This window comes from Paenibacillus polysaccharolyticus, from assembly GCF_900102085.1.
Lineage (GTDB): Bacteria > Bacillota > Bacilli > Paenibacillales > Paenibacillaceae > Paenibacillus > Paenibacillus polysaccharolyticus.
This window is the reverse complement of sequence record NZ_FMVM01000019.1, coordinates 1-15,819: the sequence shown is the minus strand read 5'-3', so window position 1 is coordinate 15,819 and position 15,819 is coordinate 1. Positions and strand designations below refer to the sequence as shown.

The window sequence follows — 15,819 nt, the reverse complement described above, 5'->3', positions numbered from 1 at the left end:
AGATCAGGAGGAAAACAAAACTATGTCACACCCTACATCTACAAATCGCATCGCCAAACTCATGCAGACTGAACGCATTTACCTGCGCCCATTCGATATCACCGATGTCGATGCTTATTATCCAAGCCTGTTTGAGCCCGAAATGCGTAAACAAACAGGAACTCAAGCGAGCTTTATCCGTTCTCAGGTTGAAAAGTATGTAGAGAGTTTAGCTCAAGACGACTCACGCTTGAACCTGCTTATTGCATTACAAAACACAGACGAAATCATCGGCGATGTCGCCCTGATGGACATGCATGCCAAAAATCGCAGTGCACATATTCGCATCGCCATTGATCAGCCAGCTCACCAAGGCAAGGGATATGGTAGTGAAGCCTTGCTACTTATGCTGGACTACGGCTTCGGCATTGCCAATCTGCATCGGATCGAACTGGATGTCTTTGCGTTTAACGAACGCGCCATTCATACGTATGAGAAGCTCGGCTTCCAGCGTGAAGGCGTGAAGCGGGACATGTTGTACTACAATCATCAGTATCATGATGCCATTCTGATGAGCATTCTTGAGCATGAATTCCGGGAGAAACATCTGAAAATAGACAAATGATAGAGTTCACGCAAAAAATACAAAAACCGGGGAGGTTATTTCTCCGCCCCGGTCAGGAAATGCAGATGACCCGCCAGCACCGACAGCTCGGCGGGTGTCTCCATGTACAATTCGCCATCCGTATCGGCCGGCATCGGTGCATCTGTTTTTATTTTCAACGTCGACGCCTTGAAGTAGGAAATACTCTCATTCCGCGGTTGCCATTCTCCCTCTGGCTTATGTGAAAGCACCTCACGCAGAAGTGGAATGCCTGTCTCATGAATAATAAGCACATCCAGCTTGCCATCCTGCAACGCATCCGGAGCAAACGGTAACGCATTCGTGCCCAGAAAACGTCCATTCGCCGCGTAGATCATTACCGCTTCGCCTGTTGTCCGCTCTCCATCGATCTCAAGCTCATACTGAAATGGCTCGGAACGGGTTATCGTCTGGAGTGTGCTGATGAAATAACTGACTTTGCCGAGCGCCCCTTTTAAATTCTCGTTAATGTTCTGTGAAGCCTCACTGATGAGCCCTATTCCGAAAAAGTTCGTAAACACCCGATCATTTGCTCGTCCCACATCCACCGAGATAACTCGGCCTGACAGCATCTCTTGTGCTGCTGTCTCCGCATCCGGGGAAATCCCAAGTGATCGTGCAAAATCGTTACATGTACCGCCTGGAAGTACGCCGATCTGTGGAGGATTTTGCAAGGATGCCAGCCCGTTTACACACTCATGCACCGTACCATCGCCGCCTAGAATAAACACCACATCGAACTCTTCTCCGCGCTCCCGGCACAGCTTCTCTCCTTCACCCGGTTCATCCGTCCGAACCACGACCAATTCATGAATGGCTGGAGCAAGTACGCCTGTGACCACACCTAATGTATTCTCCCGATTGGCTTTCCCTGCATGAAGATGATGTATTAACAAGGCTTTATTCCATTCCATGCTGCTTTCCTCCATTCCAATGCTTGTTTCCCTTTACCCAAAAAGGTTGAAGTAATAAACAAAACCATGGCTCAGCGCATGATCGTGACATGCGAACCGTGGTTGTGAAGGTGAAACTTCATATGAAGAAGCGACAGACGGAATATGCATCGTTTTTGTTGTTCATGCGTAATACCAGATAGCTGTACAGGACAAGCTACTTTCATTCATTTTTGGCAACGTGAGTTGTATGTTATTATTCTATAAAAATAAAGCTTCTGTTCTGTCTGAAGCCACATGATTACCATCATTTATTATCATGGTCTCGCATCTCCGGTCTTATAGCCATTACCTGCTTTAACCGGATGTATGCATGAGAAAAAAGGTTCCTCCGCAACCTATGAGATATAAGCAACAACTTCGCGGGAGCAACCCATTCAATTCGCTTCAAAACGGTTATATGTACACTATACACGAATGGAGGAATTCCCTATGATTCCAGCTACAATGGAGCAATTAGAGCAAGTTCGCAAGGAATGCCGTACGATGGTTCGCAAAAGAGCAACCGCTTCTGCTGGCTCCACACTCGTACCTCTTCCCGGTACAGATGTCATCGCTGATGTGGGCATGCTGATGCAGCTGTTACCTGCCATTAACAATAAATTCGGATTATCTCAAAAACAGCTCGACGGCATGGACCCTGAGACGAAGTCCATGATTTACGGATTTGTGATGTCGATCGGGAGTAAAATCATCGGCCGCATGGTCACGAAGGAATTAGTCGTTCAGGTGCTCAAACGGGTGGGTGTACGAGTAGCGACGAAATCGGTCGCCAAGTTTGTTCCGTTTGCGGGGCAAGGTCTCGCCGCCGCTCTCAGCTTCACTGCCATGCGGTATGTGGGCAACAAACACATCGACGACTGTTATGAAGTGGTTAAACGTATGATTGAACAGCGCGAAGGCCTGCCTGGTGAACCGGCAACGGCATCACTGGAGGAAGCTACCCGCCATCACCTTGAGGAAAACTTGCAGGATATAGCCGAACATGAAACAAAGCAGCATGCTGATACGAAAGAGGAAGAGGAAGAGGAAATCAAACAGGACCATCAGAGCACCAGTGAAGGTAAGAAGGGTTTCCTGTGGAGACCAAGGCTTAAATAGTACGTTAAATTGTCTTCCATACATTGCATATCTGCAAGCGAACATGGCTGGCGGGACAAGGCACAACATCTATCCGCAGGAAAACGTTGTGGCATAGCAGTAAATAACACAAACGGGACGAAGCAGTTCAATAACTGCGACGTCCCGTTTGTTTGGGTTTATGTTACACCAGAGGTGCGAAGAGCACCGTGGTGGAGGTTCTATTTTTCCAATAAACTATGGTTCTAGATGTTCCTGACGGGTCTGACGGGTCTGACAGCTCTGATAGATATCTAGTCCAGTCCGTTAGATCGCCTGCGGCTGCTGCTCCGTAAACTGACTGTTATACAGATCCGCATAGAAGCCCTGCTTCGCCATCAGTTCCTCATGATTGCCCTGCTCAATCACGTTACCATGATCCATGACCAGAATGAGATCGGCACCACGAATGGTAGACAAACGGTGAGCGATAACAAAACTTGTACGGTCTTGCATCAGCTCATTCATCGCTTTCTGGATAAAGACCTCGGTCCGTGTATCAACGCTACTGGTTGCTTCATCCAAAATCAGGATGGACGGGTTCGCCAGAATCGCTCTCGCAATCGTCAGCAGTTGTTTCTGACCTTGAGAGATATTGGACGCCTCTTCATTCAAAATCGTATCGTAACCGTCCGGCAGTGTGCGAATGAAATGATCAGCATGGGCAGCTACAGCGGCTTTAACCACTTCCTCTTCCGTTGCGCCTTCCCGTCCATACGCAATATTATCCCGGATTGTACCGTTAAACAGCCACGTATCCTGAAGCACCATACCGAACAGACCGCGCAGATTACCACGGGACATGTCTTTAATGTTAATGCCATCAATGGTAATCCGGCCACTCTGGAGTTCATAGAACCGCATAAGCAAGTTAATCAGTGTTGTTTTCCCGGCACCTGTCGGTCCAACAATAGCTACAGTCTGACCTGGTGCCACATTAATATTCATATTGCGAATGAGCAGTTCATCTTCTTTATAGCCAAAATCCACCGCCTCAAAAGCTACAGCCCCTGTCGGGTAACGCAACGTTGCAGGTTGTTTCGACTCAGGAACTTCCTCTTCCTCGTCCAGCAGTTCAAACACACGCTCTGCCGAAGCAATCGTTGACTGAATAATGTTGGAGATGTTGGCAATTTGGTTAATCGGCTGTGTGAATTGCCGCGAATATTGCGTAAAGGCCAGAATATCCCCGATGGAGATGGAACCCCGTGTAACAAAAATCCCGCCGACCACACAGATCAGTACATATCCCAGATTCCCGACAAAGTTCATCAAGGGCATAATAATCCCTGAAATAAACTGGGCTTTCCAGCCCGATGCATACAGTTCTTCATTCACTTTCTCGAATTGCTGTACAGATTGTTCCTCACGTCCAAAGGCTTTGACCACCTTGTGTCCGGTATACATTTCTTCTACATGACCATTCAGTTCACCGAGCGATTTCTGCTGTCCCGCAAAATGTTTCTGCGAACGGGAGGCCACCAGCATAACGACCACGACACTAAGCGGTAAAGTCAAAATCGTGATCAGCGTCATCCATGGACTGATCGTCAGCATCATAATGATGACACCCACAATCGTCACCACGGACGTAATAAACTGGGCCAAACTTTGCTGCAGCGTGTTACTGATATTGTCCACGTCATTGGTTGCGCGGCTTAGCGTCTCACCATGTGTACGGGAATCAAAATATTTCAGCGGCAAACGTCCAACCTTGGCACTGATCTGCTCGCGCATATCATAGACGACCCGCTGAGCTACACCCGCCATCAGATATTGCTGTACATACGCAAAAGCAGCACTAAGCAGATAAAGTCCAAGCAACAGGTACAATACTCGCATCAGGGCTGGGAAATCAATCCCGGCTCCCTGCACACCCTGCATAATCGCAATGGCTCCATGAGCAAGAATATCTGTACCCTCAGCCATGATCTTCGGACTAATAATGCCAAACACGGTACTTAGAATGGCAGCGATCAAAACAAAGATCAGACGAGAGCTGTGTGGTCGGAGATACTGAACCAGGCGGCGCAGTGTGCCTTTGAAATCCTTCGCTTTCTCGGCTGGAGGCCGCATACCCATTCCGCCGCCAGGATGACCCGGTCCGGGTCCGCGTGGAGCACTGGATGCTTTGTGCTGTGCTGTACGTTCACTCATGCGATCTCCTCCTCAGTCAGCTGGGAGGATACAATCTCACGATAGACTTCATTGTTCTCCAGCAGCTCTTTATGTGTTCCCGAACCGACAATTTTGCCCTCATCCATGACGAGAATACGGTCTGCATCCATTACCGTGCTTACCCGCTGAGCTACGATCAGCACAGCCGCTTCCGTCGTTTCCGATTTGAGCGCAGCACGAAGTTTGGCATCCGTTTTAAAATCCAGGGCCGAGAAACTGTCATCGAAAATATAAATTTCAGGACGGCGAACGAGTGCGCGTGCAATGGACAAACGTTGTTTCTGTCCACCTGACACATTATTCCCGCCTTGTGCAATCAGGCTGTCATACCCTTCCTTCATCTCGGAGATGAAGTTTTCGGCTTGGGCCGTACGTGCCGCATGAATCACTTCATCCATACTCGCATCATCCTTACCTTGCCGAATGTTATCTGCAACCGTACCGGTAAAAAGGACAGCTTTTTGTGGGACAAACCCGATTTTGGATCGAAGCTCTTCTTGTTTAAGCTCCCGCACATCGGTTCCATTCACACGCACAGTACCTTCGGTCACATCATAGAAACGCGGAATGAGGCTGAGCAATGTAGTTTTGCCTGAACCCGTTCCGCCGATAATCGCTGTCGTTTCACCGGAACGAGCCGTAAACGAGATATCGGACAACGCAGCATTTTCTGCACCCGGATAACGGAAAGTGACACGGTCGAACTCAATCGTTCCTTGCATCAATTTCATTGTGCGAGGCTGTGCAGGATCAGACAGATCAGGCTGCATATCCAGCACTTCGTTAATCCGTTCTGCGGAAGCTGATGCTCTTGGAATCATGACAAAAATCATGGATACCATAATCAGTGAGAACATAATCTGCATCGCATATTGTACAAAGGCAATCAGGGAACCAATGTTCATATGATCGCCATCAATACGCAGACCACCAAAGTACAGAATCGCAATCATCGAAAAGTTCATGACCAGCATCATCACCGGCATAACTGTCGCCATCAGGACATTGACCTTAATCGACGCATCTCTTAATTCCGTATTTGCCCCATTGAAACGAACACGCTCATGCTCGCCACGGTTAAAAGAACGAACAACCCGGATACCTGTCAGCTGTTCACGCAGAACCAGATTAAGCCGGTCCAGCTTTTTCTGGATTTGCTTGAATAACGGAAATCCTTTGGAACCGATTAAGGCGATCGCTCCTGCAAGTACAGGCAGAACAACCAGGAAGATGGTGGATAGCTTCGCGTCCTGAGAAACGGCCATGAAAATCCCCCCGATACACATCATCGGAGCCATAATCATCATACGCAGCATCATCGTTAATACGTTCTGTACCTGTGTAATATCATTGGTTGTACGCGTAATCAGTGAAGCTGTGCCAAGCTTGTCGAATTCCTGCAGCGAGAAATTCTCAACATGCCGGAACACTCGGCTGCGTAGCTGTTTGGCAAATCCGCCCGCTGTGCGCGAAGACAGATAACTCGCGATAATGGAACATGTGGTTCCGCCAATGGCAATCAGCAGCATGAAACCGCCAATTTTCCAGATATAAGGTACATCACCTTTGACGATACCCAGGTTGACGATATCAGCCATTAACGTTGGCAGGTACAGCTCCGCCATCGTTTGCAGAAAGATGAGCGCCAAAATAAAAATAATCGGAATACGATAGGGCTTTAACATGCGAAATAACTTCATCATGGCGTATCATCTCCTTGTTCGGGTGTTTCTGTATCAGGTGCTTTATTGTCGTTTTCATGTCCTTCATCGTGACCAGAAACCTGTGCATCAAAGAAGGTATACACCTTGCTGAGCAGTTCCGCCAGTTGCAAACTATCCTCTTCGCCCAAATGTTCAACCAGTCTGTTGAAGGTAGTCATTCGTTCTTCATGGGCTGCACGAATAATTGCTCGGCCTGCATCTGTAATTGTAATCCGCACCGCCCGCCGATCCTCGGGGTCCATCGTCCGCTCAACCAGCCCTTCATCCTCCAGGCCACGAATCACGGGCGTAATCGTTGGTGATTTCACACGCATTAATGCGCTAATTTCGGACACTTTTAAACCCGGATGCTCCTGGTTCAGATGGCTCTCGAAATCAGGCGGATTATCCCGCCAATCCATACGCTCCCCTGGATGTGCACCATGAAGCAAGCAAGCGAGTACCATAATTTCGTTGTGATTGCGCCCATGTGGTTTATGTTGTCTCCATTTGCCTTTGTTAAACTGCATAATGGAATATAAAAGCTTCTGGGCTACCGGATCTATGCCAGTCATCACATCACCCTCCTTCTTCGGAACATCATGTTCCATAAAATAATCATCGCCTGTTAATAGCCTACCGATTTAATAGATGATCAATTTAATAGTCAATCAATTAATTAGGTTACCTAAGTATATTCTCAGCTTATGTATATGTCAATCATTTCATTCATGTCAAAAGCATCCAACATCAGAGAGCATTCCAATGCTATCTGAACACCCATATAATCACTTGCGCTTCTACTTGACAGCATGTTTACTCTTAGCCATCCCATGACAAAAAGCCCCCAACCCATCAGTTTGATTAAGACCAAACAAAGGGAGTAGAGAGCTTTTTTAAAATAGAATTTTCTAAATAGATTTTTTTAAATTAGACCTGTTGAATCGATATTTATTTTGAAGCAGATACACTCTTCGGCACAGCAGCAAACGGGAAATAGTCTTTAGCATTATTATAGGATATGCCTTGCACGATCTGACCGAGCAGCTCCATATCGTTTGGTGCTTCACCTTGTTCTGCCCATTCACCAATCAGATTACAGAGCAGGCGGCGGAAATATTCATGTCTCGTATACGAGAGGAAGCTTCGGGAATCGGTCAACATGCCGACAAAGCGGCTGAGCAACCCCACATTTGCAAGTGCCTTCATCTGTGCAAGCATGCCATCCTTCGTATCATTGAACCACCATGCCGCGCCAAGCTGAATTTTACCTGGTACGCCTCCACCTTGGAAGCTACCAATAATGGCAGCAAGCACTTCGTTATCCCTTGGATTAAGGGAGTAGAGAATCGTTTTTGGCAGAGCGTCCTGCTGCTCCAACGTATCCAGCAATCCGATAACAGCCGATGATAACGGTGTATCATTCACAGCATCATAACCCGTATCGGGGCCGAGTTGTTTGAACATTTTCGTATTGTTGTTACGAGCTGCATTGATGTGGAACTGCATGACCCAGCCACGCTCTGCATACAGCTTGCCAAGGAATGTCAGTGTAACCGTCTTGTATCCGTCCTCTTCCGCGCGCGAAACCTTCTCCCCCGCAAGTGCTCTGGCAAAAGCAGCAGCCGCTTCCTCGCGAGTTGCATCAGCATACGGCACGTAATCCAGTGCGTGGTCAGATACACGACCACCTGCGGAATGGAAGAATTCCACACGGGATTCAAGCGCAGCCAGGAATGAGTCATAATCCGTAATTGCTGTGCCCGCAACCTGTGAAAGCTTGCCTACCCACTCGATGAAAGTATCCCGGTTCAATTCCAGTCCTTTGTCCGGACGGAAAGACGGCAGAACTGCTGTATCGAAACCTTCAATCTCCTGAATTTTGAGGTGATATTCCAGAGAATCCGTTGGATCATCGGTGGTGCACACCACGGTGACATTGGATTTGGTAATCAGATCACGCGCACCGAAGCCTTCGCCGGTCAGTTTGGCATTTACTTTTTCCCAGATCGCTGGAGCGCTTGTCTCATTAAGCACTTCATGTACATCGAAATAACGTTGTAATTCCAAGTGAGACCATGCATACAGCGGGTTGCCGATCATCATCGGCACTGTTCTGGCATACGCAAGGAAACGGTCATAATCCGTTACCCCTTCGCCGCCCGTCACATACTTCTCTTCCACACCGTTAGCCCGCATCAGACGCCATTTGTAATGATCGCCGTACAACCAGGCCTCTGTCAGATTGCCAAATGTTTTGTTCTCGTAAATTTCCTGAGGACTGAGGTGGCAGTGATAATCCATAATCGGCATGTCTTTCGCATACTGCTCGTACAGCTTGACTGCCGTTTCATTGTGAAGTAAAAATTGTTCATCCAGAAAAGATTTCATTCGCCTTGCACGCTCCCTTTAGGTGAGTTTACGTTCATTTAGGTTCACTTTCCATCTTTACGCTACACCGTTTTCGCCTAAAGTTCAATATAAAATGATAGCGTTCTCAAAAAAGGTTGGTTTAGGCACACTCTTGGAAACACAGTATACTGGATTTAACATCAATGATACCGATTTAAAGATCGATGCTGATGTTACTAATATCAATATTGATATACTAAGATAGAATCAGTACAGGTTATTGCAATGGAAGCTTGACCCTACAGCGGTCTTACATTTGCCAAACAAGGAGATGAAATGCGATGAAAATCACTTTTCTAGGCACAGGAGATATGTTTAGTGTTGAACAGCATCACAACAGTATACTCGCTGAATTCGGCGATACACATCTGGTTATTGATTTTCCAGAGTCCAATGCCAAAGCGCTCAAGGAATGCGGATTCGCGATGACAGGTATTCATAATGTGTTTATCACCCATCTACATGAGGATCATATTAATGGGGTTCAGATGCTCGGCTATTATGGACAGATTGTCGGTGACCGCAAACCACGCCTGTTCATTCATGAAGAGTTGGTTGACCCACTGTGGAACATCCTTTCTCCAGGGATGCGGTATACAACAGACGGCGAGCGTACAATGAGTGACTATTATGATGTGATTCCGCTTCCGGATGGCGGAAGTTTTGAGCTTGGCGGGGTCACGTTCGAGACATTTCGCACACAGCATGTTCCCGGCATGGTCAGCAACGGGCTGATGGCGAAGCCTTATTTTTACTATAGTGCAGACAGCACACTGGATCGTGAGCGAGTGGAACGGTTTGCACCCGATGTGCAGTTGATTTTCCATGAATGCCATATGCATGATTTGGTGATCAAATCCCATACGTCACTGAAAGATCTGGAGCAGCTACCCGCTGAAGTGAGACGGAAAACGGTACTGATGCATTATCATGATGAATATGCCGATGCAGACAAACGCGCAGCATTCAACCGTACGTACGCGGGTGATCTGCGCATGGCTGGCACGCTGGAGTCCTTTGAGTTGGACCAGTAATTCGGATGCTCAGGACCACCCTTCCCCCCTCCCGTTTGTGCTTTATACGCTTCGTCCTAGACATACCTTGTACAACTCAAAAAGGTCATCCGCAGATGACCTTTTTGAAGTTTATGGATTTATTGTTTTACAAACTGACCTTCTTTACATGCAAACCTGTCCATGTAGAGATTCAGTTTCTTTTCTCGGATTTATTTAATTTGCTACTTATCTCAAATAATATACCTATGATAATTGAGGCATAAACATACAAAGCTGATGAATCAGGTCCTTCAAAAATATTTATCCCAATTATATTGAACAACCAAGAAAGTATTGATATAGCAATAAAACTTAAAAAGATGTATACAAATATCATCCTATCCCACCTTTCCTCCTCAAGACTAACATACACATATAGGAGTATCAATAATAAATACCCCAAATGAGGGAATAGGTGGATAATGAATACGATATTTATATTTCATGCTATCATATGAACGCAATCGACCGGAGACTAGCCATTCTGCTCAGACAGTGCCCAGACGGACACACCTCCGCCGCAGACGTGGAACGTAGCCCAGCCATCTTCCTCAATGGTGATCGAATCTTCACAACTACCGGTCAGGTCTTCCCAGACTTCCCCTGCACGATGCTCTCCGACAAACATTCTCTTCTCACCGTCATCTCCGTTTGAGATGACCACTGCGCAACCCGAGCCTTCAAACTCTTCCAATCCGCGACGAACCCAACCAATGGTGTTGGGATGATCGAAATAGTCTTCCTGCTCTCCATAAGCTTTGTTGCAACGAGCTGACAACAGAATGTCCAAAATCTCTTTTTTGCCCTCCACCGGTTCAGGTCCGCCAATCCCGTAATAATCGCCGTAAAAGACGACGGGATATCCGTCACGACGCAGTAGCGTCAGTGCATACGCGCTCGGCTTGAACCAATCGCCAACCCAGGATTCGAGCGCCTCATGAGGCTGTGAATCATGGTTATCTACAAAAGTCACCGCATGGGTTGGATGAGTCTGAACCAAGGTGTCGTCAAAAATTTTGGAAAGATCGAAATCGCGTCCAGCCAATGAGGCCTCATGAAATTTATAGTGAAGCGATACGTCAAACAAATCAATTTGGTAATCCACTGTATCTAAAAAGGTACGACAAGCATCCAGGTTGGGATTCCAGAACTCACCGACGATATAGAAATCTTGCCCGCGTTTGCGGATCATCTCTGCAGTAAATTCCTTGATAAACTCATGGTTAATATGTTTGATCGCGTCCAGTCGGAACCCGCCGCATTGCAACGTATCGATCAACCATTTGCCCCACTCGATCATTTCATGCCGTACATCCGGGTGGTTATAATCTATATTCGCAAACATCAGATAATCATAGTTGCCAAACTCATCATCGACATTTTCATTCCAGGTTTTGTTCTCGCCGGCAATGCGGAACACACCCGTACGTTCTTCTTTTGCATCAAAATCGGTGCCGTTGAAGTGTTCGGATGTCCATTTGAAGGAAGAATATTCGTTGCCCCGGCCTGGGAATGTGAACTTCGTCCAGCCTTCGATCTCGAATGGCTCGGATATCTCCTTCGTTCGATCATTGGGATCAACCTCGATCACTTTAAAGACTTCCTTCTCATCTGCTCCGGCCTTATGATTCATTACGAGATCCACATAAACGGCAATGCCGCTCTTCTGACATTCTGCGATGGCTTCCACCAGTTCCTGCTTGGTGCCATATTTCGTGCGTACCGTACCCTTTTGATCAAATTCACCCAGATCGTACAGATCATATACGCCATAACCTGTATCCTCTGCAGACACTGCCTTTGTTACAGGAGGCACCCATACAGAGTCTATGCCTTTTGCTTTCAGTTCCGGGGCCATGTCAGCCAGTCGCTTCCAATGATTTCCGTCTGCAGCCAAATGCCATTCAAAAAACTGCATCATGGTATGATTTCTCTTCATCACAAACCGACCTCCTTGATTTGCATGCGAAGCGGACCGCGGAACGGATAGGGTATCGCCGTTGTTCGTTCGTGCTAACCAAGTTATAACCCGATTGCCCTATGTTTCAATCATGAAAATGAAAGAATTTTAAGAAATTCAATGAAAATTTTTCGTAAAGCACTGAAAACAGCACGATAAATACATAAAAAACGTAAACATCATCAAATCCGTTTATAATCCATCCATTCGTCAGGTAAAAGAGAACGATACGGCTCCTGCGTGAAACGGTCATCAACTAGCACGAGCACACCCTTATCTTCTTCCGTTCGAATGAGCCTGCCCCCAGCCTGAAGCACTTTATTCATGCCTGGGAAAACATAAGCATAATTAAAACCGTTACGTCCTGATTTATCAAAATAATCCTTAAGCACGTTGTTCTCCAGACCAATCTGCGGCAACCCTGCTCCTACAACGACAACGCCATTCAGACGGTCTCCTGGCAGATCGACCCCTTCCGAGAACACACCGCCCATTACAGCAAAAACAAGACGTGTGCGCTCGGGATGTGGCTGGAAAGCCGCCAGGAACTGCTCTCGCTCCTGTTCGTTCATGCCTTGCTCCTGCATCACCGTATCCGCATCGCTGGCCCCCGGAAGCTGTGTATATGCTTGATAGATTTCACGCATGTACGGATAGGAAGGGAAAAAGACCAGCAGGTTGCTGCGCGGCCACTCGGATACGAGCTGCTGTAACATCTCGGCAATCGGGCGTTTGGATCGCTCCCGGTCTTTATAACGCACAGACAGAGGCATGAGCCGAACATCCAGCTGTTCCCGGTTGAACGGCGACGGAATCTGCAATGTGTAGTCCTCTTCCTCTGCCCCCAGCATATCGCGGTAATAACGAAGAGGTGACAAGGTTGCCGAGAAATGAATGGTTGAGCGGAAGCCCTTCGCCGTCTGCCGCAGTAGCAAAGATGGGTCCAGACAGAACAGTTTCACCCGTACCTCGCTTCGGACACACTCTGCATAGGTGATAAAACGCTCGTCATATAGCCTGGCAATTCGTACGAAGTTCTGTGCTGTAAAATACGCATCAAGCAGCAGCTGATCCATCTCAGCATTGCCAGATCCACCCTCGGCCAGACATTGCTCCGCCACCATGACAAAAGGCTCAAGCCGTTCAATTAGTTCCTCTGGTGCTTCTTGCTGTATAATCTTGCCCTCTTCTCCGCCGTTCTTACGAAGGGTGATCAGATACTTGTCGATGGCCCCGGTATAATCCACAATCGCTTTGGCAGCAGGCACACTGCTGCCCAGCGTCTGGAACTCTCTTTTGACATCGAGAAAAACGGCCTTTTCCAACTCTGCCGAGAACATCATACGCCCGCGATCCACCAGATTATGTGCCTCATCTACTAGCAGCACCGTCTTGCGCTTCTGTTCCTCCAGCATCCGTTTGAGTGAAATACGCGGATCGAAAATGTAGTTGTAATCGCAGATCACCGCATCGGCTGCATATGCCGCATCCAGCGAGAATTCAAACGGACACACCCGATGTTTGCGGGCATACTGCTCAATAACGGGCCGTGTCATCAACGTTTCATGTTCCAGCATGTCCAGCACAGCACCATTAATTCGGTCATAATACCCTTCACACATGCCACATTGCCCTGTATCGCAGGCTTCCTCGTCCTTGAAGCAAATTTTGTCCTTCGCCGTCAGGCTGATGACATGCATGTTCAACCCTTCTGCCTGCATCCGGGCAAAAGCTTCCTCCGCCGCCACTCTCGTTGTCGTCCTCGCGGTCAAGTAGAACAAACGACTGGCCTCACCTTCACCGATGGCTTTCACCGTAGGAAAGAGCACGGACATGGTTTTGCCGATGCCTGTAGGTGCTTTGGCCATAAGTCCCTGTCCTTCACGAATCGTTTTGTACACTGCACCTGCCAGCTTACGCTGCCCTTCCCGGTATTTGCGAAAAGGAAACGGCAACTCGCGCACACTAACGTCCCGCTCCGCTTCATAAGCAACAATCATCTCCGCATACGGTGCATATCCGGCGATGACTTCTGATGCAAACTGCTCGAGCTCCTGCCGCTCCGCCATGCGGCGAAACCGCCGCTCTTCACCCGTCACCGAATGCACATACGTCAACTGCACCTGCATCCGCGGCTCACCATGCTGAGCGGCATACATAAAGGCATACATCTTCGCCTGGGCCCAGTGCACGTCGAGGCCGCCTTCCAGTTCGTCCAGGTTACCCGCCGTGGATTTGATCTCATCCACCGTTAATTGCCCCTCCAAGCGAATCAAGCCATCACATCGGCCTTCAATGACGTAGGTCAAATCCCCATGTTGAAGCTCGGCTTCGAGTACAACTTCTTTTAAATCCTCTTCGGTATATGCCTTCTGCACACGCTGATGGATTCGCGTCCCCTCCTGCATCGAGGCATTGGTGCGGAATCCGGGACGGATGCTGCCGCTCCGATAAACATACTCGACCAGTGGCCTGACTGATATCCGAATTGTTGTTTTCATACGATCACCCGTTCTGCTTGTAGTGGTTCTACTTTATCATGAAACAGGTTCCTCTAACCAGATTATTGGCAAATTGGACTCGTCCGTTCCCGTATGCTATGTTGAGTTGTATGAAGCGAACGCTCTGCTTCTCCAGCTTATTTCTGTCCTCTACGTTCTCCCGTGTAAAAGTATAGGCAAACTTATTTTGAATTTACGTATAAAGAGGAGGCAAACTTCCTATGTATATTTATTTGATCCCATCCCCGTTACCGGATGCACTTACGGCATATCCACATCTGACACTGCGAGCTGAAGGTCAGGTACTTCTCGCTATGGAAACCACTGATCGTCTGCTGGATATTGAGTCAGATGAACAGGTAGCTTCTTATGAAGCATTCGATGATGCAGGAGCATGGGCAGGCGGTGGATTTGCTGTGCTGAACAACATTCCTGTAACCGAAGATGGCCGGAATGATTTTGAGGAACGTTTTAAGAACCGTGCCCGCAAAGTTGAAGATGAACCTGGATTCGTCGGTATTCGTGTACTTCGTCCATTGAAGGGTGATACGTATGTCGTACTGACACTGTGGCAAACAGAAGAACATTTCAAAGGCTGGCAACAATCGCAAGCTTATAACCACGCCCATCGTAACCGCAGCACTAGTGAGGGCCTGACCGCGCAGAAGCCAACTATGTTCCCGCGACCTTCATTTGTGACCACATATACAATCGAGTAAAGAGAGTAGAGTAAAGTTGAAGAGTTACACGCAAATGGAGTTGCGGAGTGAGTGGGACGTTAGGAAGTTTACCGCAGGCATGCAGGTTCACATCAAGGGGAAGCGACGCAACAAGGGACGAACTAGGGGTAAAAAGTACTGCAGTGGGTTACAAAACAGGCTTCAAGACAAGCCATAGTATTTGAAATTCTAACGATCTCAGGAGAGCTTATTCCGGCCTTTTTTGCCCTTATGGAGATCTAACGATCTCAGGCTTTAAAGCCCCCTAATCCAATTGGACACTCGAAGCCACCTCAGATACACTAAATGAAATGAGGAGAGTATTCATGAAAAGACGATTTAGATGCCCAGTTGAGGCGAAAAAGGAATATGTCGTAGAGGTGCTTTCTGGCCTCCGGACAGAGGTCGTAGCACGAAAGTACGGCATGTCTCCTAAAACGCTGACGACTTGGGTTCGTCAATATGAAGATGAGGTGGGGGAACTGGTGGCTAAAAAACAAAAAGAAACGCAACAAATACAGCAAGATGCAGCCAACTATCAAGAACTGCAGGAGAAATACGATGAAGCTTTGAAACTTCTTGGCGCAAAAGAATTAG

The 15,819-nt window shown here is 47.7% G+C and carries 12 protein-coding genes; 5 read left to right on the top strand and 7 right to left on the bottom strand.

Going from position 1 to position 15,819, the window contains the following annotated elements:
* Positions 1-22: 22 nt before the first annotated feature.
* On the top strand, positions 23-604 hold the full coding sequence (locus BLQ13_RS23325) for a GNAT family N-acetyltransferase (RefSeq protein ID WP_090924095.1): 582 nt from the start codon (positions 23-25) through the stop codon (positions 602-604).
* Positions 605-639: 35 nt separating this feature from the next.
* On the opposite strand, the gene BLQ13_RS23320 is transcribed toward BLQ13_RS23325, so the two are convergent.
* The gene (locus BLQ13_RS23320; RefSeq protein WP_090924094.1) at positions 640-1,536 is read right to left on the bottom strand and encodes a diacylglycerol/lipid kinase family protein; all 897 of its coding nucleotides are present in this window, start codon (positions 1,534-1,536) and stop codon (positions 640-642) included.
* A 471-nt stretch (positions 1,537-2,007) separates the two neighbouring features.
* Between BLQ13_RS23320 and BLQ13_RS23315 the strand changes: the two genes are divergently transcribed.
* Entirely contained in the window at positions 2,008-2,676 is a 669-nt protein-coding gene (locus tag BLQ13_RS23315; protein WP_090924093.1) for a hypothetical protein, read from the top strand.
* A gap of 285 nt (positions 2,677-2,961) precedes the next feature.
* On the opposite strand, the gene BLQ13_RS23310 is transcribed toward BLQ13_RS23315, so the two are convergent.
* The 4 genes from BLQ13_RS23310 to uxaC all read right to left on the bottom strand — a co-directional run bounded on the left by BLQ13_RS23310 (position 2,962) and on the right by uxaC (position 8,966).
* Entirely contained in the window at positions 2,962-4,851 is a 1,890-nt protein-coding gene (locus BLQ13_RS23310; RefSeq protein WP_090924092.1) for an ABC transporter ATP-binding protein, read from the bottom strand.
* The gene (locus BLQ13_RS23305) at positions 4,848-6,575 is read right to left on the bottom strand and encodes an ABC transporter ATP-binding protein (protein ID WP_090924091.1); all 1,728 of its coding nucleotides are present in this window, start codon (positions 6,573-6,575) and stop codon (positions 4,848-4,850) included. The genes BLQ13_RS23310 and BLQ13_RS23305 overlap by 4 nt, the downstream gene beginning before the upstream one ends.
* Entirely contained in the window at positions 6,572-7,150 is a 579-nt protein-coding gene (locus BLQ13_RS23300) for a MarR family winged helix-turn-helix transcriptional regulator (RefSeq protein WP_167375826.1), read from the bottom strand. The genes BLQ13_RS23305 and BLQ13_RS23300 overlap by 4 nt, the downstream gene beginning before the upstream one ends.
* Positions 7,151-7,526: 376 nt before the next feature.
* Positions 7,527-8,966, bottom strand: coding sequence for a glucuronate isomerase (gene uxaC, locus BLQ13_RS23295; protein WP_090924089.1), 1,440 nt, complete (start codon positions 8,964-8,966; stop codon positions 7,527-7,529).
* Positions 8,967-9,268: 302 nt separating this feature from the next.
* Between uxaC and BLQ13_RS23290 the strand changes: the two genes are divergently transcribed.
* Positions 9,269-10,021 (top strand): MBL fold metallo-hydrolase, encoded by a 753-nt coding sequence (locus BLQ13_RS23290; protein WP_090924088.1) that lies wholly within the window; start codon positions 9,269-9,271, stop codon positions 10,019-10,021.
* A gap of 496 nt (positions 10,022-10,517) precedes the next feature.
* Here BLQ13_RS23290 and BLQ13_RS23280 read toward each other — a convergent pair whose 3' ends face one another.
* Complete coding sequence (locus tag BLQ13_RS23280) at positions 10,518-11,981, bottom strand: alpha-amylase (RefSeq protein ID WP_090924086.1); 1,464 nt, start codon at positions 11,979-11,981, stop codon at positions 10,518-10,520.
* Positions 11,982-12,184: 203 nt separating this feature from the next.
* Positions 12,185-14,503 (bottom strand): helicase C-terminal domain-containing protein, encoded by a 2,319-nt coding sequence (locus tag BLQ13_RS23275; RefSeq protein ID WP_090924085.1) that lies wholly within the window; start codon positions 14,501-14,503, stop codon positions 12,185-12,187.
* A gap of 221 nt (positions 14,504-14,724) precedes the next feature.
* Here BLQ13_RS23275 and BLQ13_RS29070 point away from each other — a divergent pair, with 221 nt between their 5' ends.
* Entirely contained in the window at positions 14,725-15,222 is a 498-nt protein-coding gene (locus BLQ13_RS29070) for an antibiotic biosynthesis monooxygenase family protein (RefSeq protein WP_090924084.1), read from the top strand.
* Between the two features lie 326 nt (positions 15,223-15,548).
* The coding region (locus BLQ13_RS23265) for a transposase (RefSeq protein ID WP_090916541.1) at positions 15,549-15,819 on the top strand (271 nt) is incomplete at its 3' end.

Bases quoted from the DNA above. Each gene is read 5' to 3' on its own strand.
- BLQ13_RS23325 (WP_090924095.1), top strand. From the start codon at position 23: ATGTCACACCCTACATCTACAAATCGCATCGCCAAACTCATGCAGACT.
- BLQ13_RS23320 (WP_090924094.1), bottom strand. From the start codon at position 1,536: ATGGAATGGAATAAAGCCTTGTTAATACATCATCTTCATGCAGGGAAA.
- BLQ13_RS23315 (WP_090924093.1), top strand. From the start codon at position 2,008: ATGATTCCAGCTACAATGGAGCAATTAGAGCAAGTTCGCAAGGAATGC.
- BLQ13_RS23310 (WP_090924092.1), bottom strand. From the start codon at position 4,851: ATGAGTGAACGTACAGCACAGCACAAAGCATCCAGTGCTCCACGCGGA.
- BLQ13_RS23305 (WP_090924091.1), bottom strand. From the start codon at position 6,575: ATGATGAAGTTATTTCGCATGTTAAAGCCCTATCGTATTCCGATTATT.
- BLQ13_RS23300 (WP_167375826.1), bottom strand. From the start codon at position 7,150: ATGACTGGCATAGATCCGGTAGCCCAGAAGCTTTTATATTCCATTATG.
- uxaC (WP_090924089.1), bottom strand. From the start codon at position 8,966: ATGAAATCTTTTCTGGATGAACAATTTTTACTTCACAATGAAACGGCA.
- BLQ13_RS23290 (WP_090924088.1), top strand. From the start codon at position 9,269: ATGAAAATCACTTTTCTAGGCACAGGAGATATGTTTAGTGTTGAACAG.
- BLQ13_RS23280 (WP_090924086.1), bottom strand. From the start codon at position 11,981: ATGAAGAGAAATCATACCATGATGCAGTTTTTTGAATGGCATTTGGCT.
- BLQ13_RS23275 (WP_090924085.1), bottom strand. From the start codon at position 14,503: ATGAAAACAACAATTCGGATATCAGTCAGGCCACTGGTCGAGTATGTT.
- BLQ13_RS29070 (WP_090924084.1), top strand. From the start codon at position 14,725: ATGTATATTTATTTGATCCCATCCCCGTTACCGGATGCACTTACGGCA.